Raw genomic sequence first — 21568 nt, forward strand, 5'->3', positions numbered from 1 at the left:
CCCCGCCGGGTCGGGTACCGGCTCCCCGCCCACCTCGCGAATGACCCCCGGCCCCTGCCCCCTACCTCCGCACGTCCTCACGCCCCTACCACCGGTCCGGGAGGAACCCCGTCATGCCCACGCCCGTCATGCCCACACCCAATAGCGCCGTCCAGCCCCCCGCCCAGGGCAGGGACGGGCAGCACCTTCCCCACCTGCGGACCACCACCGCCCCCAACCCCGACCCAGCCCCCGCCCTCGCTGATGCTGTTCCGTCCCAGCGAATGACCAGCCGCGACACGCAACCCGTTGCGCACCGAAGTGGGTACCCGCCTTCACTGATGCCTTTCCAGTTCCGGCGAGGCCGAAGAGGAGGGTCCAGTGGGTGGGAAGAGAAGGCACCCCGCGTGCGAGCCGAGGAGGGCTGCCCCTCCGGCACTTGGAGGAGATCCCCAAGAGCAGGCGCTGGCCTCCGCTGCCCCCGCTGCCCCCGCTGATCTGGAGATGGTCACTCACCACACCAGGCGAGCAGCCAGCGAGGAGATCAACGTTCATCCCGGGGACCTCGCGGGCGCACTCGAGTGACCGCGGGCGGGGCTGAACGCGTGCCGGTGGGGCGACCACCTCGGTCTCTGCCTACTATGGCTAGCCATGCGTATTCTCGTGGTCGAGGACGATGACCGGGTGGCTCGCGGGCTGGTCACCGCGCTCCGGGCAGCCTCCTTCGACGTACAGCGGGTGGCCACGGCCGAGCGAGCCCTGTCGGCCCCCTCGGCCGACGTGGTCCTGCTCGACCTCGGCCTGCCCGACGCGGACGGGATCGACCTCCTGCGGCGGCTCCGGGAACGACCGCAGACCGCGATCATCGCCGTCACGGCCCGGGGCGAGGAACGCGACCGTGTCCGGGGCCTGCGCGCGGGCGCCGACGACTACGTGGTCAAGCCCTTCGGGGTCGCCGAACTCCTGGCGCGAATCGACGCGGTGCTGCGCCGCACCCGGACGGCCCGGGCCGAGCCCGAACGGGTCGACCCCCCGCTGCGGGTCGGTGAGCTGACCCTCGACGCGAACCTGCGGGAGGCGCACATGGGAGCCGAACCCCTGCCGCTGACCCGCAAGGAGTTCGACCTGCTGCGTCTGCTGGTGGAACGCTCCCCGCGCGTGGTCGCCCGGGACCAGATCCTCGATCAGGTGTGGGGCGCCGCCTGGGAGGCCTCCTCCCGCACCCTTGACACGCACATCGCCTCTCTGCGCGCCAAGATCGGCGCCACCCCGCGCATCCGCACGGTGCGCGGTGTGGGCTACATGCTCGACGAGGCCTGATCCGTGCTCCGGCGTCTCCTGACCATCCTGCTCCCGATCGCCTTCGTGCTGGTCGGCGCGGTCCTGGTGCCGATCGCGACGGTCATCGCACAGCAGCAGACCCAGGCCGTGTACGTCGACCGCCTGGGCGACGCGGGTCGCTTCGCCTCGTTGGCGGGAACCGCCCTCCAGGCTGAGCGGAGCAACGCCCTCACCCAGGAGATGTCCCGGTACGAGCAGCTCTATGGCATTCCCGTGGTGCTGGTCGCCCCCGACGGCGACGTCGTCGCGGGCTCGGGGGAACGGGCCCGGATGCGTGAGCTGGTCGCGGACGTGGGCATGGACTCCGTGATCACCGTGGCCCTGGCGGGCGAACGCCCCGAACCGCCGACCACGGTGTGGCCCTGGCGCTCGGACCCGCTGGTGATCGCCGAACCCATCGGCCGGGACAGCGAGGTGGCCGGTGCGGTGGTGCTGGTCTCGCCCACCGACGTCCTGGGCGAGGACATCCTCACCACGTGGGGGTGGATGGCCCTGTTCAGCGTGGTGCCGCTGGCGCTGTTGGTGACGGCCTCACTTCCGCTGTCCCGCTGGGTCCTCCAGCCCATCCACCGGCTGGACGCGGCGACCACCAAGGTGACCTCCGGAGACCTGGACGTCCACGTGGACGCGGAGAGCGGACCGCCGGAGCTGCGGCGGCTCACCGACTCCTTCAACACCATGGTGGGGGTGGTGCGCCGCGCTCTGGAGCGGCAGCGCTCCTTCGTCTCCGAGGCCTCCCACCAGCTCCGCAACCCCCTGGCCAGCCTGCGGCTCTCGGTGGAGAACCTGGCCCCCTACCTGAAGGGCGCCGACGCCCGCGAGGCGCACGCGATCGCGATCGACGAGGCCACCGTCATGCACCGCATGCTGAACTCCCTCCTGGCCGCCACGCGGCTGGAAAGCGTGACCGGCACCGAGGTGGTGGAGGTGACCGGGGTGGTGGACACCCGGGTGGCGCGCTGGAACGCCCTGGGGGAGTCCCGTGGGATCGAGGTCACCACGGACCTGCCCGACCACCTGTGGGCGCACGCTCCGGCGGGCGGGCTGGGCAGCATCCTCGATGAGCTGGTCAGCAACGCTCTGCGGCTGTCCGGTGGCACCCGGGTCGAGGTGCGCGCCGAGGACGGAGAGCAGGTGCGGATCGGGGTGCTGGACAACGGTGTGGGCCTGCCTAAGGAGGAACGCGAGGCCGCCCTGGACCGCTTCTGGCGCTCCCCGACCCACCAGAACACCGAGGGCACCGGGCTGGGCCTGCCGATCGTCGCGGACCTGGTCCGTGAGTCCGGCGGGCGCCTCAACCTGGGCGACGGCCTCGCGGACCAGGGACGGCGCGGGTTCGGCGTGGTCATCACCCTGCCTCCGGCGGCCCCTCCCGAGGACGAGTGACCGTCAGTCGGTCGACTCGGACGGGCTCACCTGGACCTCGGCACCCTCGGACGCGGGCTTGTTGTCCCGGTACCACCGCTCGGCCCCGGCGTGCAGGGGCACGACCCCCGTGGAGATGCCGGTCCGCACGTTGATCTGCGCGGCCTCGGGGCGCTGCTCTGCCAGCCGGGACGCCCCCGTGTACACCGTGTCCGTCACCACGTACACGAGGTCCTCGGGCAGGTCCTGTCGGCACAGGAGCAGGTTCGGGATGGACATCGTGGGGCAGGCCGGTATCCCCGCGTAGGTGGTGGCCGGGATGGTCGCCGGGAAGTAGGCCTCCGGGTACACGGTGACCATGTGGTCGGCGACGTCGGCGAGGTCGACCAAGCGCAGCGGGGCGCGTTCCGCGAGGTCGGCGATGGCCGGGGTGGGCAGCCCGGTCAGCGAGAACATGGCGTCGATCTCGCCCGACGCGAGGGCCTCGGCCGAGGTGGCCTGGTCGAGCCGGAGCGTCTCCGGTCTCACGCCGATCTCGCTGAGGATCTGCTCGGTGGTGAACTCGGTCCCGGAGTCCGAGGCGCCTATGGACACCCGGAGCCCGTCGAGGTCGGTCAGCCCGCGCACGGGGGACCCGGCGGTGACCACCAGGTGCACGAAGCTGTCGTAGAGCCGTCCCACCGCGCTGACGAGGTCCTGCTTCTCGATCTCCGTGGCCAGGACCGAGTCGAGGTTGGCCAGGCCGAGGTGGGCTCCGCCGTCCTCCAGCAGGTACAGGTTGTCGTGTGAGGCGCGGGTCTCCACCGGGATCACCTTGTTGTGCGCCAGGCGTTCGTCGAGGAGGAGCGCGAGTTCCCCGCCGATCTCCCGGTAGACGGCCCCCGGGGGGCCGGTGGCCACGATGAGCCGGGGCGGGGCGGGGTCGGGCGCACGTGTGCAACCGGTCACTGCCGCTACGGTGACGGCGCCCGCCAGGCTCAGGAGCACGGTGCGACGGTCAGTTTCCCTCGGATGCATACACGCAGCTTAGGCGGGTGGGACGGCGATCGCGCGCGTGTACTTTGCGTCACTTTGTGCCCCAGGACACACACCCAGAGTGGCCCAATGTCAGAGGAATCCCAACTCTTGTGCAGTTGCGTTGCACACACTCGCGAGTCGTAACAATCATCTCTTCATCAAGAGGAAGTAACCCCCGAGAAACCGGCTGGCAACACAGCGGTCGACCGGGAGGGGAGTCGCGGACAGCCGCCGACCAGCAAGCAGGAGGCACCATGGCGATGGACACCGCCGACAAGAAACCGGACGAGACTCCGGCGAAGACCAAGGGCACACCCGGGGAACGCACCACGCGGAGCCGGGTGATCGGGTTCTTCGCGGGTCCCCTGGTCGGCCTGCTGGTCTTCTTCCTGCTGCCGGAGATGGCGCTGCCGCTCGGCGACGGCGACACCGAGACGGTCATGTCGGTGAACGGTGGCATCGTCGCCGCCGTCACCGCCTGGATCGCGATCTGGTGGGCCACCGAGCCCATCCCGATCCCGGCCACCTCGCTGCTGCCGCTGATCCTCTTCCCGCTGCTCATCGACGGCGTCGGTGTCGGCGACGTCTCCCCGTCCTACGGGTCCGACGTCATCTTCCTCTTCATGGGCGGCTTCATGCTGGCCCTGGCCATGCAGAAGTGGGACCTGCACCGCAGGATCGCGCTGCTGATCGTCTCGAAGGTCGGCTCCAACACGGTCGGCCTCATCGGCGGGTTCATCGCCGCGACCTTCGTCATCGGCATGTGGGTGTCCAACACCGCCGTCGCCGTGATGATGCTCCCGGTCGGCCTCTCGGTGATCGGCCTGGTCACCCAGCTGCGCAACGGCAAGACCGACGCCAACTTCGCCACCGCCCTGATGCTGGCGATCGCCTACTCCGCGTCCATCGGCTCCGTCTCGACGCTGATCAGCACCCCGCCGAACGTCCTGATGGTCGGCTACCTCGCCGAGAACCACGACATCCACATCGGCTTCGGTGAGTGGATGGTGGCCGGTGTTCCGCTCGCCATCATCTTCCTGCTGATCGCCTGGTTCCTGCTGGCCAAGGTCATCTACCCGCCGGAGGTCAAGCGCCTCGAGGGTGCCCAGGAGCTCATCCGGGGCGAGCTGGCCAAGATGGGCCCGATGAAGCGCGCCGAGAAGCTCGTGCTCGCGGTCTTCGCCTTCGCCGCCATGTCCTGGATCTTCGCGCCGATGCTGGCGAAGAACGACGCGATCGCCTCGGTCATCCCGTGGATCGGCAGCGTCTCGGACGCCATGGTCGCGATGGTCGTCGCGGTCCTGCTCTTCATCATCCCCGCGGACCGCAACAACCGTCTGCTCGACTGGGACTCCGCGCTCAAGCTGCCCTGGGGCATCCTGCTGCTGTTCGGTGGCGGTATCGCGATCTCCGCCCAGTTCACCTCCAGCGGCCTGAGCGCGTGGATCGGTACCCGCGTCGCCATCCTCGAGGGCGTGCCCATGTGGGCGCTCATCCTCGCGGTCGTCGTCCTGGTCCTCTGCCTCACCGAGCTCACCAGCAACACGGCCACCGCCGCCACGTTCCTCCCGATCATGGGCGGTGTCGCGGTCGGCATGGACGTCGACGTCCTGGCGCTGGTCATCCCGGCTGTCCTCGCGGCCTCCATGTCCTTCATGCTGCCGGTGGCCACGCCGCCCAACGCGATCGCCTTCGGCTCCGGCTACGTCAAGATCACCGAGATGCTCCGTGCGGGCCTGTGGTTCAACATGACCGCACTCGTGCTCATCATGTTCTCCATGTACGCCCTCTTCAGCTGGGCCCTCGGAGTGCAGGTGTTCTAGCGCCATCCACGGGCCGCCCGAAGTAGAGAGCGGGCGGCCCCTCCCCGGGGCGGTGGTTCCGACCTCCGCGAGGACACCGTCCCGGAACTCCCAGAAGCGCCCCTTCCGACCCCGTCACCGTTCGACGGGAGCCGGGAGGGGCGCTCTTCTCGTGTCCCAGCGGTTTCACGGGTACGAAACACGGCGCAATCCGGGTTTCACCGCGCGACAGTCTCCCTGAAACAGGGGCTTCCTAGCGTCGGGGCCCATGGACACACCGCTGTATACACGGGCTGTCGACGCGGGGGCCGCGACTCCCTCCCGCCGCGACCGCGTCCACGCCGCGATCCGCGAGGAGGTCCTGAGCGGCCGCCTCACGCCGCACACCCGCCTGGGCGAGGTGCGGCTCGCCGAGCGCTTCGGGGTCTCCCGCACCCCCGTCCGTGAGTCCCTGGCGCGCCTGCACTCCGACGGTCTGGTCGAACGCCGCGACAACGGCTACTACGTCCGCGTCCCCAACCTCCCCGAGCTGCGCGACCTCTACGAACTGAGGGTCGTCCTCGAACTGCGCGGCATCGCCCGGGTCATCGAGGACCCCGCCCTCCGGCACGACAGGGGCGTCCTGACCGCTGAACTGGAGCGCTGGGAGGGGCTGCGCGCCGCTCCTCCCGACCCCGACCCCTCGTTCGTCCTGCTCGACGAGGCCTTCCACACCGCGCTGTCCCGGGCCTCGGGCAACGGCGCCCTCACCGAATCCCTGGTCTCGGTCAACCAGCGCATCCGGCGGGTGCGCATGCACGACTTCCGCACCGAGGACCGGATCGCCTCCACCGTCGCCGAGCACGTCGAGATCGTCGAGCTGCTGCTCGCCGACCGCCTCGACGCGGCCCACCGCGCCCTGCACGAGCACGTGGGCGCGTCCATGGAGGTCGTCCTCGAACGGGCCGGACAGGCCCTGACCCGGATGGTGCTGAGCGCCGACCAGTTCTGACCGCCACTCCCAGCCTCCGACCAGAGGGAGAGCCCCCGTGTTCGACTCCGTGCTCGTCGCCAACCGCGGTGAGATCGCCTGCCGCGTCATCCGCTCCGCCCGCGCGCTCGGCCTGCGCACCGTCGCCGTGTACTCCGACGCCGACGCGGGAGCGCCGCACACCCGCATGGCCGACGAGGCCGTGCGCCTCGGCCCGGCGCCCGCCGCCGAGAGCTACCTGAACATCGAGCGCGTCCTGGCCGCCGCCGTCGCCACCGGCGCCGGGGCCGTCCACCCCGGCTACGGTTTCCTGTCCGAAAGCGCGGAGTTCGCGCACGCGGTCGAGGCGGCCGGGCTCGTGTTCGTCGGACCCGAGCCCCGCCACCTGGAGGAGTTCGGCGACAAGCACACCGCCCGCAAGGCCGCAGCCGCCGCAGGGCTCCCGATGGTGCCGGGCAGCGAGCCCCTCCCCGACGTCGAGCGGGCCGTGGCCGCCGCCGAGGAGATCGGCTATCCGGTCATCCTCAAGTCCACCTCGGGCGGCGGGGGGATCGGACTGCGACCCTGTTTCGACGAAGAGGCGCTGCACTCCGCCTTCGACCAGGTCAGCCGCCTCGCGCGGACCCACTTCGGCGGTGGCGGGGTGTTCGTCGAGCGGTTCGTCTCCCGGGCCCGCCACGTGGAGGTGCAGGTCTTCGGCGACGGCCACGGCGGCGTGGTCACCCTGGGGGACCGCGACTGCTCGCTGCAACGCCGCAACCAGAAGGTGGTGGAGGAGGCACCCGCCCCCGACCTCCCCGACGCCCTGCGGGCCGAACTCCACCGCACCGCCCGCACGCTCTGCGCTGGGGTGTCCTACCGCAGCGCCGGAACGGTCGAGTTCGTCTATGACGTCGAGCGCGGTGAGGCCTCCTTCCTGGAGGTCAACACCCGCCTCCAGGTGGAGCACCCGGTGACGGAGGAGATCGCCGGGGTGGACCTGGTCGCGTGGATGCTGCGCCTGGCGCTCGGTGAGGACGTGCTCGCGGGGATCCCGCCCGAGGGTCCGGCCCGCACCGGCCACGCTGTCGAGGCCCGCGTGTACGCGGAGGACCCGGCGCACGACTTCCGGCCCAGTGCCGGGCTGCTCACCCGGGTGGAGGCCCCCGCCGACGTCCGCGTGGACGGCTGGGTGGAGGCGGGGCAGCGGGTGACCAGCGACTACGACCCCATGCTCGCCAAGGTGATCGTGCGCGGAAGTGACCGCGAGGACGCGCTGGACCGGCTGGGCCGTGCCCTGGCCGGGGTGCGGATCGACGGCGTCCAGACCAACCTCGGCCTGCTGCGCGCTCTGAGCGACCACGAGGACGTGCGCGCGGCCACGCACACCACTGCCACGTGCGCGACGGTCGGCGACCCCGAACCCCGGGTCGAGGTGGAGCGCGCGGGCACCCTCACCACCGTCCAGGACTTTCCGGGGCGCACCGGGTACTGGCAGGTGGGTGTTCCTCCGTCGGGGGCCATGGACGACCTCTCGCTGCGCCTGGGCAACACCGCTCTGGGCAACCCGGAGGGCGCCCCGGGCCTGGAGTGCACGATGGAGGGACCGTCGCTGCGTTTCACCCACGCCACCACCGTGTGCGTGACCGGGGCACCCGCCGACGTCACCGTGGACGGAGCTCCCGTACCCCGGTGGGAGCCGGTCGAGGTGCCCCCTGGGGGCCTGCTGGACGTCGGGGCGGCCCCGGGGCCGGGCATGCGCACCTACGTGCTCTTCCGGGGCGGTCTGGACGTTCCCGAGTACCTGGGCAGCGCGGCCACGTTCACCGCCGGTGAGTACGGCGGGCACGCGGGCCGGGAGCTGCGCCCGGGCGACGTGCTCCGCGTGGCCCCGCCCGGCGCCGACCAGGCCCCGGCCTCCCCCGTGCCCGAGGGGAGACGCCCCCGGTTCCCGGACACCGCCGCCGGGGAGCCGCCCCGTGACGGCACGCACTGGGACGTGGAGGTCTCCGAGGGCCCGCACGCCGCCCCCGAGTTCCTCACCCGCGAGGGTCTGGCCGACTTCCTCGCCACTTCCTGGCGGGTCCATCCGCAGTCCGCCCGCAACGGCGTCCGCCTGTCCGGACCCAAGCAGACCTGGGCCCGCCCGGACGGCGGCCAGGCCGGGCTGCACCCCTCCAACGTGCACGACACCGCCTACTCCGTGGGCGCCGTCAACCTCTCCGGAGACACCCCGGTGCTCCTCGGTCCGGACGGCCCCAGCCTCGGCGGGTTCGTCTGCCCGGTCACCGTGGTCTCCGGCTCCCGGTGGAAGATCGGCCAGCTGCGCCCCGGCGACACCGTGCGGTTCCGCCCCGTCACCGAGGTCGCCGCCGAGCGGCTGCACACGGAGCCGACCGCCGCGCCGCTCCTGCGCCACACCGGTGCGGACGGCGACGACGGCGTCCTGGCCCGCGTCCCCGCCGGTGAGGGCACCCCCGAGGTCACCTACCGCCGCGGCGGCCACGACAACCTCCTGGTCGAGTACGGCCCGATGGTGCTCGACCTCGGCCTGCGCATGCGCGTACACGCCCTCATGGCCGCCCTGGACCGGCACGCGCCCGCGGGGATCGTGGACACCACGCCCGGTGTGCGCTCCCTGCACCTGCACACCGACCCGGAGGTGCTGCCGCTGCGCACGCTGCTGGGGGTGCTCCTGGAGATCGAGGCGGGGCTGCCGCCCACCTCCCGTCTGCGGGTGCCCAGCCGCACCCTGCGCCTGCCGATGTCCTTCGACGACCCCTCCATCCACGAGGCCATCGCGCGCTACGGCACCGGCGTGCGCGACGACGCCCCCTGGAACCCCGACAACATCGAGTTCATCCGCCGGGTCAACGGCCTGGACTCCGTGGAGCGCGTGCGGGAGATCGTCTTCGACGCCTCCTACCTGGTGCTCGGTCTGGGCGACGTGTACCTGGGCGCGCCCGCCGCGACCCCGCTGGACCCGCGACACCGCCTGGTCACCACCAAGTACAGTCCCGCGCGGACCTGGACCCCCGAGGCCGGAGTGGGGATCGGCGGCGCGTACCTGTGCGTGTACGGCATGGAGAGCCCCGGCGGCTACCAGCTGATCGGCCGCACCGTGCCGATCTGGTCCGGGCTGCGCCAGTACGGGCAGTTCGAACCGGGCACCCCCTGGCTGCTGCGGTTCTTCGACCGGATCACCTGGTACCCGGTGGAGGCCGGGGAACTCCTGGACATCCGTGCGGACCTGCTCGCCGGGCGCCACGAACTCCGGATCACCCAGGGCGAGTTCGTGCTCGCCGACCACGAACGCTTCCTGGCCGAGAACGCGGAGTCCATCCGGGAGTTCGAGAGCCGACGCGGGGCGGCCTTCGAGGAGGAACGGCTGCGGTGGGAGGCGGCGGGGGAGTTCGAGGACCGCCCCGACCCCGAGCCGGTCGCACACGAGGAGCTGACCCCACCGCCCGGATCGACCCTCGTGGAGGCGCCCCTGTCCGCGAGTGTGTGGAAGGTGGACGTGGAACCGGGGGAGACCGTGGAGGAGGGACAGCCCGTCGTGCGCCTGGAGGCCATGAAGCTGGAGGTGGTGGTCCGGGCGCCCGTCACCGGAACCGTCACCGAGGTCCTGGTCGGCCCCGGACAGAGACTGGATCCGGGCCGAGCCGTGGCCGTCATCGCCGAGGAAGGGACCGCCTGATGCCCACCCCCACCGAGCGCGTACGCGCCGCCTACCGACGGATCGCCGAGGCCGACCGGCCGGAGGTCTGGATCACCCTGCGACCCGAGGAGGAGGTGGTGGCGGAGGCCGGGGCGCTGGAGGAGCGACTGGCCGCGGCCGCCGGGACACCGGAGGCCGAGCGGATTCCGTTGGCCGGGACGCTCGTGGCGGTCAAGGACAACATCGACGTCGCGGGCCTGCCCACCACGGCCGCGCACCCGGGGTTCGCGCGCACGCCCGACGTGAGCGCGACCGCCGTGGAACGCCTGGTGGCGGCCGGTGCGCTGGTGCTGGGCAAGACCAACATGGACCAGTTCGCCACCGGGCTCGTGGGGACACGAAGCCCCTACGGCGCCGTCCGCAACGCCCTCGACCCCGCCCGGATCTCCGGTGGGTCGAGTTCGGGATCGGCCGTGGCGGTGGCCCTGGGGATCGTCGACGTCGCCCTCGGCACCGACACCGCCGGGTCCGGCCGGGTGCCCGCGGCGCTGCACGGGATCGTCGGCCTCAAGCCCACCCTCGGCCTGGTCCCCAACACGGGGGTCGTGCCCGCCGCGAGGCCCTACGACACCGTCACCGTGTTCGCACCGGACCTGGCCACCGGCCAGCGCGCCCTGGCCGTGGTCACCGGGCCAGATCCGAGGGACCCGGCCAGCCGCGGCTGGCCCGCCGACGTCCGGCTGGCCCCGCGCGACCCCGCCCGGATCGCGGTCCCCACCGAAGAGGGACTGGCCCCGCTCAGCGAAGCGGAACGGGACACCTTCCAACGGGCCGTGGACCGGTTCGCCGAAGCGGGAGCGGTTGTGGAGCGGGTCGACATCGCCCCGCTGCTGGAGGCCGCGCGGCTGCTGTACGACGGGGCGATCGTCGCCGAACGCCACGCCGCCGTGGGGGAGTTCCTGGAGGCGCACCGCGGGGACGGGCGCTCCGACCCCACGGTCGCAGGGATCATCCTGGCCGCCGCGGACCTCCCGGCCAGCCGTCTCGCCGCCGACCAGCACCGGCTGGCCGGGTACAGGGCGACCGCGCGGGCGCTCCTGAGCGGGTTCGACGGCCTCCTGGTACCGACCACGGTCGGCCACCCGACGCTGGACGAGGTGGCCGCCGACCCGGTGGGCACCAACTCCCGGCTGGGGACCTACACCAACTTCGTCAACCTCCTCGACCTCGCCGCCGTCGCGGTCCCCGCCGGTACCGCCGACGGACACCCGTTCGGGGTCACGGTGGTCACCGACGCCTTCGACGACCAGGTGGCCCTGGACCTGGCCGGGCTCCTCACCGGGGCCGAGCCCGGCCCGGCCCTGCCCGCCAACGGGCTGGAGCTGGCCGTGTTCGGCGCGCACCTGCGCGGACAGCCGCTCAACCACCAGCTCACCGACCTCGGCGCGCGGTTCGTGGAGGCCACCACGACCAGCGGGGACCACCGGATGGTCGCCCTGCGCACGACCCCGCCCAAACCGGGTCTGCTGCGGGTGGACAGCGGGGGGTCGGCGCTGCGCTGCGAGGTCTGGGAGATCTCCCCGGCCGGGTTGGGCGCCTTCCTCGCCGCGCTGCCCGCACCGATGACACTCGGCGCGGTCACCCTCGCGGACGGCCGCACCGTGGTGGGTTTCGGCTGCGAACCGGCAGCCGCGGTGGGAGGCGAGGACATCACCCACCACGGCGGCTGGCTCGCCTACCTGGAGTCCCTGGAGTCCCTGGGGTAGCGGGGCGGCCGCGCCGGTTCAGATCCCTCGGTCGCGTCCCGCCCAGAGCGCGACCACGGTCTGGACCAGCGCCAGGCCGCCCACCAGCACCAGGACCAGGTCCGTCGAGCCGGTGAGCTGGATCAGCACCCCGGCCGCGACCGGGCCGCACGCGGCGAGCAGATAGCCCATGGACTGCGCCATGCCGGACAGCCGGGTGGTCTCCGTCTGGGTACGGCCGCGCAGGCCGATCAGGGACAGGGCCACCACGATCGAACTCCCCGTGCCCGCGCCCGCCACCATGATCCACAGCGGACCCCAGGCCGGGACCCACAGGAGACCGGCCATGGCCACCACGATGAGCAGGCTCACCGCCAGGCAGGCGGGGCGCTGCTCCGCGCGCCGCCCCATCAGAGTGGTGATCGCCAGTCCGGCCACCACACCGGTGATCTGGAACGCGAACAGGTGCCACCCGGCGGTCTGAGGGCTCACGCCGCGTGCGGCCTCCACGCTCGGCAGCCAGTTGATCAGCGTGAAGTAGGCGGTGGACTGGAGCCCCATGAACGCGGTGACCAGCCACGCGGTCGACGAACGCCACACCGAGCCGGTGGGTTCGGCGGGGGTGTCGGCCGAGGCGGTGACGGGCACGGGGGAGGGCACCCAGCGCATCCGTGCGGCCCAGACCAGCAGCGCGAGCGCCACCGGGACGGCCCACAGGGCCAGCGAGGCCCGCCAGCCGCCCGCGAGCGCCGCGAGCGGAACGGACAGACCGGCGCCCAGGGCGGCGAACCCGGTCATCACCGAGGAGGACACCCCGGTGAACAGGGCGATCCGCCTCGGGTGGTCGCGCCGCAGGATCACCGGGACCAGCACGTTCCCGAAGGCGATCGCGGCTCCGACCATGGCGGTGCCCAGCCACAGGGTCGCCAGGGTCGGGAGGGACCGGACCAGGATTCCGGTGGCCAGGAGGGCCAGCGCGGCCAGGACCACCCGGTCCACGCCCCATCGGGCGGCGGGGCCGTGCACGATCGAGGAGAAGAGGGCGAAGCCGAGCAGGGGGAGCGCGGTGAGCACGCCCAGGGCGCTGTCGGACAGCCCGGTGGTGGCGCCCACGGACCCCAGGACGGGGCCGACCGAGGTCAGTGCGGGTCGCAGGCAGGACGCGATCACCAGGACCGAGCCCATGGCCAGGGCGGCGCGCGGCCAGGTGCGGGCGGGGGCCCGTGTGGTGGGGGCGCTCACTGCTCCCCGTCCTCGACGACGGCGCTGATGAACCCGAGTTCGTCGGCGAGCTCCGTGGCGATGGCGCGGGCGTGTTCGGGGGAGCCGTCCTCGATCGCGGCGAGCAGGCCCTCGTGCAGGTCGTTGAGGCCCTGCGCCTCGGGCAGGGAGGTGGTGCGCCGGATGGACTCCACCACGTTCTCCCGGAGCGCGTCGTAGAGGCGGGTGAGCAGCGGGTTGTGGGCGGCCTCCACCACGGCGCGGTGGAAGCGGGAGTCGGCGGCCACGTAGGCGTTCACGTCGTCGGCGCGCTCGGCCTCGACACGGGCGGCGACGGCCTCGCGCATGGCGTCCAGGTGGGCGTCGGTGCGGTGGCGGGCGGCGCGTTCGGCGGCGGCGACCTCCAGAACGGCGCGGACGTCCAGGACGTGTTCGAACTCGGTGCCGCCGCCCTGCCGGAGCAGACCGGTGAGCTCGTCGCTGGCCCGGACGTAGGTGCCGTCACCCACCCGCGGCTCCAGGAGCCCCGCGGCGGTGAGGGCGCGCAGGGCCTCGCGGACGGTGCCCCGGCTGACCCCGAGCTCCTCGGCGAGGCTCTTCTCGCCGGGGATGCGGCTGTGGACAGCCCAGTCCCCGGCGGAGATGCGGTCCCTGAACTGCCTGCTGACCTGCACGACCAGGGGTTCGGCCCGGGTGGGCTGGGTCATGGACGTCACGGTGGCCTCCTGGTTGTCCGACATTTGCACGGTCGGTCGCGCAGGGAGTCTAGGCACCGGACACCCGCGCCCACAAGGGCACCACCCGGGAGGGCGCTCTGCTCCCGTGCTCGCGCGGATGACACGACGGAGCCCCGCCACGGACGTGACGGGGCTCGCGGAGGTCGGTGCCTAGTCCTGCGGGGCGCGACGGGGACGGCGCGGGCGGGAGGACCCACCCGAGCGCGGACCGCCGTAACCGCCGCCACGCGGACCACCCTGGCCGCGCGGGCCGCGCGGGCGGTTCTCACGACGCGGCTCTGCGGGCAGGCTGACCGGAACGCCGGACGGGACGCGGGCGCCGGTCACGCGGGCCAGCTCCGGGTCCTCGGCGTGGTCCACCTGGGCGATCTGCGGCTCGATCCGAGCGCGGTACATCAGGCGGCTCATGTCGCGGCGCTGGTTGGGCGTCACGAGCGTGACCACGTTGCCGGACTCGCCCGCGCGGGCGGTACGGCCGCCGCGGTGCAGGTAGTCCTTGTGATCGGTGGGCGGGTCGATGTTCACGACCAGGTCCAGCCCGTCCACGTGGATGCCGCGCGCGGCCACGTTCGTGGCGATCAGCGCGGTCACCGTGCCCTCCTTGAACTGCTTGAGGGTGCGGGTGCGCTGCGGCTGGGAGCGTCCGCCGTGCAGCGGGGCCGCCCGGACGCCGCTGGCCAGCAGGTGCTGCGCCATCCGGTCCACCGCGTGCTTGGTGTCCAGGAACATGATGACCTGGCCGTCACGGGCGGCGATCGCGGTGGCGGTGGCCTGCTTGTCCGCGTGGGACACGTGCAGGAGGTGGTGCTCCATGGTCGAGACCGCGCCCTCGGACGGGTCGACCGAGTGGACGACCGGGTCCTTGAGGAAGCGGCGCACCAGCTGGTCCACGTTCCGGTCCAGGGTGGCCGAGAACAGCAGACGCTGCCCGTCGGCGGGAACCTGCTCCAGGATCGCGGTGACCTGCGGCATGAAGCCCATGTCGGTCATCTGGTCGGCCTCGTCGAGCACCACGGCCTCGACCTGGTCCAGGACGCAGTCGCCGCGCTCCATCAGGTCGCGCAGACGACCCGGGGTGGCCACGACCAGCTCCACGCCCTGACGCAGGGAGCGGGCCTGGCGGTGGATGGGCATGCCGCCCACCACGGTCGCCATGCGCACCCGCACCGAACGGGCGTAGGGCGTGAGGGAGTCGGTGACCTGCTGGGCGAGCTCACGGGTCGGCGCCAGCACCACGGCCATCGGGTGCCGCTCCTCGGCCTTGCGGCCGTCGAGACGGGCCAGCAGGGCCAGACCGAAGGCGAGCGTCTTGCCCGAACCGGTCTGGCTGCGGCCCAGGACGTCCCGGCCGGCCAGCGAGTTCGGCAGGGTGGCCGCCTGGATCGTGGAGGGCGTGGTCAGACCCTGGCGGGTCAGCGTCTCCTTCAGCGCGGCGGGCATCTCCAGCGCCTGGAAGTCGTCCACCGGGTCCAGCCCGGGAACGACGGTCTGGGGAAGGGCGAACTCGCCGCCGGAGAAGCGCGAGCCGCCGCCCTGGCCGCCGCCGCGCCGGGGACCGTCGAAGGAACGACGGGGGCGCGGGCGGCCGTACGAGCCGGATCCGCCACGGGAACCGTAGCCGGTGTTGTTGGAGGAGCGATCACGACGTGCGTTGGCACGGGGATGGTTCACAGATGACCTTTCGCCGACGACATAGGCCGGGTCGGAAGTCCACAGCAGTGCTTCGGCGAGTGACACCGAAGATGCGTGGGGGAAAATACTTCGATATCCACGGCCCACGTGAAGAACTGGGGGTCGTGGCGGGTGAACCGGTGCCTGTCGGAGAACGACTGCCAGAAGACCGGCTCTGGGAACGGCACCGTGGTGATCTGATCCGAAGAAGTCCAACGGACACCACGACCGCAACTTCACGAACCTAGCACACGGCCTCCCAGCTGGCGGAAATCGCGACTGTGGCACTGCGCACCGTACGGCGGAGGGCCCCGCCGCCCGATCGCGGGGGAGACGGGGCCCTCCGGGGGAGCGCTAGGCGTCCCGCTCCGTGGCGGCGAGATCGTCGAACGCCGTGTTCTCGGTGGGTTTCACGCCGGTCAGGTAGCCAGCGCGGGCGATGGCGTTGCCGCCGACCGCCGCCGTGGCCAGCTGGATCAGCAGCGCCAGTCCGATCTTGACCGCGTTCTCCACGGTCGGGTAGTGCAGGAGCAGGCCGAGCAGCACCAGCGCCGTCCCGAGCCCGCCCGCGATCCCCACGCCGCTGAGCCGGGCGTAGAAGTCCTGGAGGCGGAGCAGTCCGACCGCCCCGACCAGGAACACCAGGGCGCCCGCGACCATGCAGACGATCCCGGCGACGTCCAGCGCGTTCATCGCTTACCTCCGGTGATCAGGCGGGCCAGGGACAGGGCGGCCAGGAAGCCGATCAGCGCGCACACCAGGACGATGTCCACGACCAGCTCGGTGTCCAGCCGGAAGCCGAGCATGGCGACCAACCCCACGAAGCCGAAGAAGACGACGTCGGAGGCGGCGCCCCGGTCGGCGGCCGACGGCCCGGTCAGGATGCGGTAGGCGGCGATGGCCATGGCCAGCACGATGGCCGCCAGGCCGATGTCGATGAGCTGCATCAGTTCCGTTCCCCCTCGGCCGGGACGCTCTCCGGAGGCCCCGACGGGCGGGTGACCCCCAGGACGCGGTCCTCCATCGCGTGGATGTCCTGCTGGAAGGACGCGCGGTCCTCCACGTACAGCCCGTGCACCCAGAGGGTGGCGGGGTCCCGGCGCACGGCCACCGTGACCGTCCCCGGAGTCAGGGAGATCAGGTTGGCCAGCAGGGTGAACTCGAAGTCGGTCCGGCAGCGGACCGGGACCTCCACGAAGGCCGGGGTAGCGGAACTGCCCGGGGTGAGGATGTCCCACATCACCTGGAGGGAGGTCTTCACGATCTCGGCGCCCGCGTAGAAGGGGAAGCAGAGCACACGGGGTGCCCACATCGGGTGGATCATCGTCCCAGCACCGCCTCGACGTATCCGGAAGTGTCCAGGAGCCCGGCCGCGGCCTGCGCGCTGAGGTCGAGCAGGACCTGCGCGCCCAGGCCGATGCCCAGGGTCGTGGCTGTCAGGATCAGGCCCGGCACGATCAGCGCGGTCCGGATCTTCGGTGTGGTGCGCGTCGCGGTGGCGACCGCACCGTCGGAGCCCGCCTCGACGGGTGCCGGGGCGTCCTCGTCCGGGGCCCTGCCCCAGAACACTCCGCCCCAGATCTTCAGCATCGACATGAGGGTGATCAGGCTGACCGCGATCATCACCGCCATGGCGGTCCACTGGGCGTCGTCCACGGCCGCCACGACCAGGGTCAGCTTGGCGACGAACCCGGAGAACGGCGGCAGGCCCGCCAGGGACAGGGCGGCCCCCATGAACACCAGGGCCAGGAGCGGCTCCCGCCTGGCGATCCCGCCGAGCCGGTCCAGCGCGCCCGTGCCGTAGGTGTGCTCGATCGCGCCGGTGGACAGGAAGAGCGACGCCTTCACGATCATGTGGTGGATCAGGTAGAAGATGCCCGCCATGAGCCCGAGTTCGGTGAACAGGGCGACCCCGAGCAGGATGTACCCGATCTGGCTGATCATGTGGAACACCAGGATCGAACGGGTGGTGCCCTCGCCGACCGCGCCCATCACGCCGATCAGCATGGTGAGGGTGAAGGCCACCACGCCGATCCACAGGAACTTCGCGTCCCCGTCGAAGACCAGCGCGTACAGGCGGTAGATCGCGTAGATCGCCACCTTGGTGTGCAGGCCGGAGAACAGGGCGGTGATCGCCGGGGAGGCGGCCGGGTAGGTGCGGGCCAGCCAGCCGTGCACTGGGACGACGGCGGCCTTGATCGACAGGGCGAGGATGACCACGCCCATGCCGACCGCGACCACCGGGTCGTCCTTCGCGGCCCCGGCCAGCTCGCCCATGTGCACGGTCCCGGCGGCGGCGTAGACCAGCGCCACACCCGCGAGGAAGATCGTGGAGGTGAGCAGGTTGACCGTGACGTAGATCCGTCCGGCCCGCAGCCTGCCCATGGCACCGAGCATCGCCAGCAGCCCGTACGAGGGCAGCAGCATGACCTCGATGAACACGAACATGTTGAAGATGTCGCCGGTGAGCAGAGCGCCGGACACACCGGCCGTCAGCACCAGGACCAGCGGGGAGAAGAACGACCGCCGGTCGTCCCCGGTGGCGATCGCGAACGCCGAGCACACCAGGGCCAGCAGCGAGGTGGTCCACAGCATGAGCGCGCTGAGGACGTCGGCGACGAACGGGATGGCGACCCCGTCCTGCCACAGGCCCACGTTGTGGGCGAACACGGCGCCGTCCCGGGTGAGCCAGACCAGTCCGGAGGCACCGAGCAGCGACACCGTGGTGGGCAGGAGCAGCAGGATCCGGCGCAGCCACAGGGGGCCGCGCAGGACGGTCAGCAGTCCGGCGCCGACCAGCGGCACCGCGACGAAGAGAGGCAGCAGCGCCGCGTTCATGAGGCGTCCTCGGTGTCGTCGTCGCTGCCGGAGGCGGCGAGGGTGAGCATGTAGATCGCGATGGAGAAGGCGATCACGATCGCGGTGAGCACGAACGCCTGGGGCAGCGGATCGGCCGCCGTGGGCGCGGTGCCGAACTGGAGCAGGGGCAGGTCACGGCGGTACACGCCACCGGCCGACATGATCAGCAGGTTGACGGCGTGGCCCACCAGGATGAGGCCCAGGACGATACGCACCATGCCGCGCTGGAGCATCAGGTAGACGCCCCCGGCGACCATGACGCCGATGGTGATGGCGAGGGTCATCGCTTGCCTCCCGTGGTGGAGCCGTCCAGGTCGTGTGCGCCGGTGTCCGAACCGTCGTCCGAACCGCGTGTGCCCGGACTGCCGCGTTCGAGTCCCAGCTCGTTGAGCGCGGTGAGCAGGACGCCCACCACCGCGAGGTAGACGCCGACGTCGAAGACGAACGCCGTGGTGAAGTGGAAGTAGTCGCCCCAGGCCAGCGGGATCTCCGCGTGCAGCGGCTTGAGGAACGAGCCCTCCAGGTAGCCGAGGAACCCGGAGAACGCGGCGACCAGCACACCGGCCCCGATGATCACGGGGTAGGCCAGGCGGATGCGTGCCGCCCTGTCGCTGGCCGCCGACAGGTAGGTCAGCGCGAAGCCCGCACCGCCCACGAGACCGGCGATGAACCCGCCGCCGGGTTCGTTGTGGCCGCGGAACAGCAGGTACAGCGACCAGACGACCAGCAGCGGCATCAGGAAGCGGCCCACCGTGCGCATCAGGACCGTGTTGTCGGTGGGGTCGTGTGCGGCGTTGGCCGTCCCCACGACCACCCGGCGCGAGGAGTGCACCGGGAGCAGGTCGCTGGACCGGATCACCGCGATGATGATCAGGCCCGCCACACCGAGCACGGTGAGTTCGCCCAGGGTGTCCAGCGCGCGGTAGTCGACCAGGATCGTGTTGACCACGTTGGTGCCGCCGGTGTCCTCCGGGGCGTGCGCCAGGAGGTAGTCGGCCACGGGCGACAACTCGCGCCGACCGGTGAGGGCGTAGGCGGCCAGACCGGCGGCCAGACCGGCGCCGATCGCGATCGCGGCGGTCAGGACGGTGCGACGCCTCCGCACCTTGTGGAAGCGGCGCGGCAGGCGGCGCAGGACCAGCACCGCGACGACCACGGTCAGGATCTCCACCAGCAGCTGGGTGAGGGCCACGTCGAAGGCGCCCAGGAAGAACAGCCACAGGGCGACGGTGAACCCGGCGACGCCGACCAGGGCCAGCCCCGCCATCCGGGAGCGGGTGACCACGGCGGCGCCGACGGCCACGACCATCAGACCCACGAGGAGCCAGTCCAGGCCCATCGAGGTCTGCCCGGCCAGCGGCGGCAGGTCCAACCGGAACACCACGGTGACCAGGGTCAGCGCGATGATCAGCACCATCGGCACCCCCAGGTGGAAAGCGGGGGAGTCGCTGCGGGTGAGGTCGCCGGTGCGCCTGCCCGCTCGGATGATCCCGTCGTACAGGGCCTCGAAGACCCGCACACCCGTCACCGGGACGAGGTCGCGCCCGGCCAGCGCCTCACCGGAACGGCTCCGCCAGGACAGCAGGGCGCCCAGGCCGATCGCCAGCGCGGACATGCCGAGGGCGGCGTTGAACCCGTGCCACAGCAGCAGGTGCGCGTCGGCCTCCTGGTGGGTGGCGTTCAGGGCCACCTCGTTGACCAGCGGATCCAGGGCCGGGACGGTCAGGCCGAGGAGCACGCCGCCCAGCGAGGCGAGGATCGCGGGGAGCCAGAAGCCGGAGCTCGCCTCGGTCGCGGTGCGCTCCCGGGCGTCGCCCCGTGGCTCGCCCCAGAAGGCCCCGTACACGAACCGGAACGAGTACGCGAAGGTGAACGCGGCCGCCGCGACCGCGACGGCACCGGCCACCGGGCCGAACCAGGCTGGGCCGGGCGCGTGCAGCAGCGACTCGAAGAGGTTCTCCTTGCTGATGAACCCGAGCAGCGGCGGAATGCCCGCCATGGACAGCGCGGACAGCGCGGCGACGGTCGCGGTCACCGGCATCCGCCGACGCAGACCGCCCAGCTGACGCAGGTCGCGGGTGCCGGTCTGGTGGTCGACCAGGCCGACCACCATGAACAGCGCGGACTTGAAGAGGGCGTGCGCCACCGTGTGCACGGCCGCCGCGACCAGGGCGGCGGGGGTGCCCACACCGATCACCGCCACCAGGAAGCCGAGCTGGCTCACGGTGGAGAAGGCGGCGAGCCTCTTGAGGTCGTGCTGTTGCAGGGCGAAGACCGCGCCGATCACCGCCGTGGTCAGACCCAGGGTGATGAGGAGGGTGTTCCACACCATCAGCTCACCGAAGGCGGGCGTGAACCGCATGGCCAGGTAGATACCGGCCTTGACCATCGCGGCCGCGTGCAGGTAGGCGCTGACCGGCGTGCTCGCCGCCATGGCGTCCGGCAGCCAGTAGTGGAACGGGAACTGCGCCGACTTCGTGAACACGGCGACGGCGACCAGCACGGCCACCAGCGACGCGAACCCGGTGTCCTGGGTCCAGGACGTGTCGGCCAGGATCGCGCTCAGCTGCGTGGTGCCGGTGCGCACGATGAGCAGCACGACCGCCGCGAGCAGTGCGAGACCGCCCATGGCGGTGAGGAGGAACGTGCGGATCGCCGGACGGCTGGCCGACACCCCGGACAGGCCGATCAGGTAGAACGACGCGATGGTGGTGAGCTCCCAGAACACGAAGAGCAGCACCACGTCGTCGGCCAGGACCAGACCCGTCATCGCCAGGGCGAAGAGGGACATCAGGAAGTAGAAGCCGAGACGGCGGCCGGGCGGGAAGTACCGGGTCGAGTACGCCATGATCAGCGCCCCGATACCGGTCACCAGCATGGTGAACAGCCAGCCGAGGCCGTCCATGCGCAGGTGGAACGAGACCCCGATCTGCGGCATCCAGGGCCGGGAGAACTCCAGGGGCACCCCGGAGCCCAGAACCTGCGGCGCCTGGGCGGCCACCAGCAGAGCCAGGCCGAGGAACACGGCGGAGACGGGCCAGCCCGCGTTACGGCCCAGCAGTCTGTCCAGTAAGGGTGTGATCGCGACGGTCAGCGCGAGCACGATCATCAGAAGCAGCAGCACCAAGCCACTGTCCTTTCACGGCGTTGAGCCGCGCGGTGGAGGCACGGCGGACCCGGGGGCGGGCCGGTGCGGTGCGCGCGGCGACACGGATGAGGAG

At 71.9% G+C, this 21568-nt stretch carries 16 protein-coding genes; 6 read left to right on the forward strand and 10 right to left on the reverse strand.

Features of this window, described 5'->3' with window-relative positions; translation table 11 throughout:
- Positions 1–630: 630 nt before the first annotated feature.
- Positions 631–1299 carry a response regulator transcription factor gene (locus D452_RS0103125; RefSeq protein ID WP_017542695.1) on the forward strand — a complete coding sequence of 223 codons (669 nt, stop codon included), beginning with the start codon at positions 631–633 and terminating at the stop codon, positions 1297–1299.
- Between the two features lie 3 nt (positions 1300–1302).
- Positions 1303–2706: a sensor histidine kinase gene (locus tag D452_RS0103130; protein ID WP_017542696.1), complete on the forward strand. Its 1404-nt coding sequence runs from the start codon at positions 1303–1305 to the stop codon at positions 2704–2706.
- 3 nt (positions 2707–2709) lie between these two features.
- Here D452_RS0103130 and D452_RS0103135 read toward each other — a convergent pair whose 3' ends face one another.
- Positions 2710–3702 carry a TAXI family TRAP transporter solute-binding subunit gene (locus D452_RS0103135; RefSeq protein ID WP_051061240.1) on the reverse strand — a complete coding sequence of 331 codons (993 nt, stop codon included), beginning with the start codon at positions 3700–3702 and terminating at the stop codon, positions 2710–2712.
- A gap of 254 nt (positions 3703–3956) precedes the next feature.
- Here D452_RS0103135 and D452_RS0103140 point away from each other — a divergent pair, with 254 nt between their 5' ends.
- From D452_RS0103140 to atzF, 4 genes are all read left to right on the forward strand, one after another.
- On the forward strand, positions 3957–5525 hold the full coding sequence (locus D452_RS0103140) for an SLC13 family permease (RefSeq protein WP_017542698.1): 1569 nt from the start codon (positions 3957–3959) through the stop codon (positions 5523–5525).
- A gap of 247 nt (positions 5526–5772) precedes the next feature.
- Positions 5773–6495 (forward strand): GntR family transcriptional regulator, encoded by a 723-nt coding sequence (locus D452_RS0103145; RefSeq protein WP_017542699.1) that lies wholly within the window; start codon positions 5773–5775, stop codon positions 6493–6495.
- Positions 6496–6532: 37 nt separating this feature from the next.
- Positions 6533–10153, forward strand: coding sequence for an urea carboxylase (gene uca / locus D452_RS0103150; RefSeq protein ID WP_017542700.1), 3621 nt, complete (start codon positions 6533–6535; stop codon positions 10151–10153).
- Positions 10153–11880, forward strand: a complete 1728-nt coding sequence (gene atzF, locus D452_RS0103155) for an allophanate hydrolase (protein WP_017542701.1) — start codon at positions 10153–10155, stop codon at positions 11878–11880. Before uca ends, atzF begins: the two co-directional genes overlap by 1 nt.
- 18 nt (positions 11881–11898) lie before the next feature.
- Here atzF and D452_RS0103160 read toward each other — a convergent pair whose 3' ends face one another.
- The 9 genes from D452_RS0103160 to D452_RS0103200 form a co-directional block, all read right to left on the reverse strand.
- Positions 11899–13101, reverse strand: coding sequence for a CynX/NimT family MFS transporter (locus D452_RS0103160; RefSeq protein ID WP_017542702.1), 1203 nt, complete (start codon positions 13099–13101; stop codon positions 11899–11901).
- The gene (locus D452_RS0103165; RefSeq protein WP_040693043.1) at positions 13098–13787 is read right to left on the reverse strand and encodes a FadR/GntR family transcriptional regulator; all 690 of its coding nucleotides are present in this window, start codon (positions 13785–13787) and stop codon (positions 13098–13100) included. The genes D452_RS0103160 and D452_RS0103165 overlap by 4 nt, the downstream gene beginning before the upstream one ends.
- 180 nt (positions 13788–13967) lie before the next feature.
- Positions 13968–15488, reverse strand: coding sequence for a DEAD/DEAH box helicase (locus D452_RS0103170; protein ID WP_017542704.1), 1521 nt, complete (start codon positions 15486–15488; stop codon positions 13968–13970).
- Between the two features lie 354 nt (positions 15489–15842).
- Positions 15843–16181, reverse strand: coding sequence for a monovalent cation/H(+) antiporter subunit G (gene mnhG, locus D452_RS0103175; protein WP_017542705.1), 339 nt, complete (start codon positions 16179–16181; stop codon positions 15843–15845).
- The gene (locus tag D452_RS0103180) at positions 16178–16435 is read right to left on the reverse strand and encodes a monovalent cation/H+ antiporter complex subunit F (RefSeq protein WP_017542706.1); all 258 of its coding nucleotides are present in this window, start codon (positions 16433–16435) and stop codon (positions 16178–16180) included. Before D452_RS0103180 ends, mnhG begins: the two co-directional genes overlap by 4 nt.
- Entirely contained in the window at positions 16435–16812 is a 378-nt protein-coding gene (locus D452_RS0103185) for a Na+/H+ antiporter subunit E (RefSeq protein ID WP_017542707.1), read from the reverse strand. Before D452_RS0103185 ends, D452_RS0103180 begins: the two co-directional genes overlap by 1 nt.
- The gene (locus tag D452_RS0103190; RefSeq protein ID WP_017542708.1) at positions 16809–18326 is read right to left on the reverse strand and encodes a monovalent cation/H+ antiporter subunit D family protein; all 1518 of its coding nucleotides are present in this window, start codon (positions 18324–18326) and stop codon (positions 16809–16811) included. The genes D452_RS0103185 and D452_RS0103190 overlap by 4 nt, the downstream gene beginning before the upstream one ends.
- Positions 18323–18631, reverse strand: a complete 309-nt coding sequence (locus tag D452_RS0103195) for a sodium:proton antiporter (RefSeq protein WP_017542709.1) — start codon at positions 18629–18631, stop codon at positions 18323–18325. The genes D452_RS0103190 and D452_RS0103195 overlap by 4 nt, the downstream gene beginning before the upstream one ends.
- On the reverse strand, positions 18628–21474 hold the full coding sequence (locus D452_RS0103200) for a DUF4040 family protein (RefSeq protein WP_017542710.1): 2847 nt from the start codon (positions 21472–21474) through the stop codon (positions 18628–18630). Before D452_RS0103200 ends, D452_RS0103195 begins: the two co-directional genes overlap by 4 nt.
- Between the last annotated feature and the right edge of the window lie 94 nt (positions 21475–21568).

The organism is Nocardiopsis prasina DSM 43845, from assembly GCF_000341265.1.
In the GTDB taxonomy this organism is placed as follows: Bacteria; Actinomycetota; Actinomycetes; order Streptosporangiales; family Streptosporangiaceae; genus Nocardiopsis; species Nocardiopsis prasina.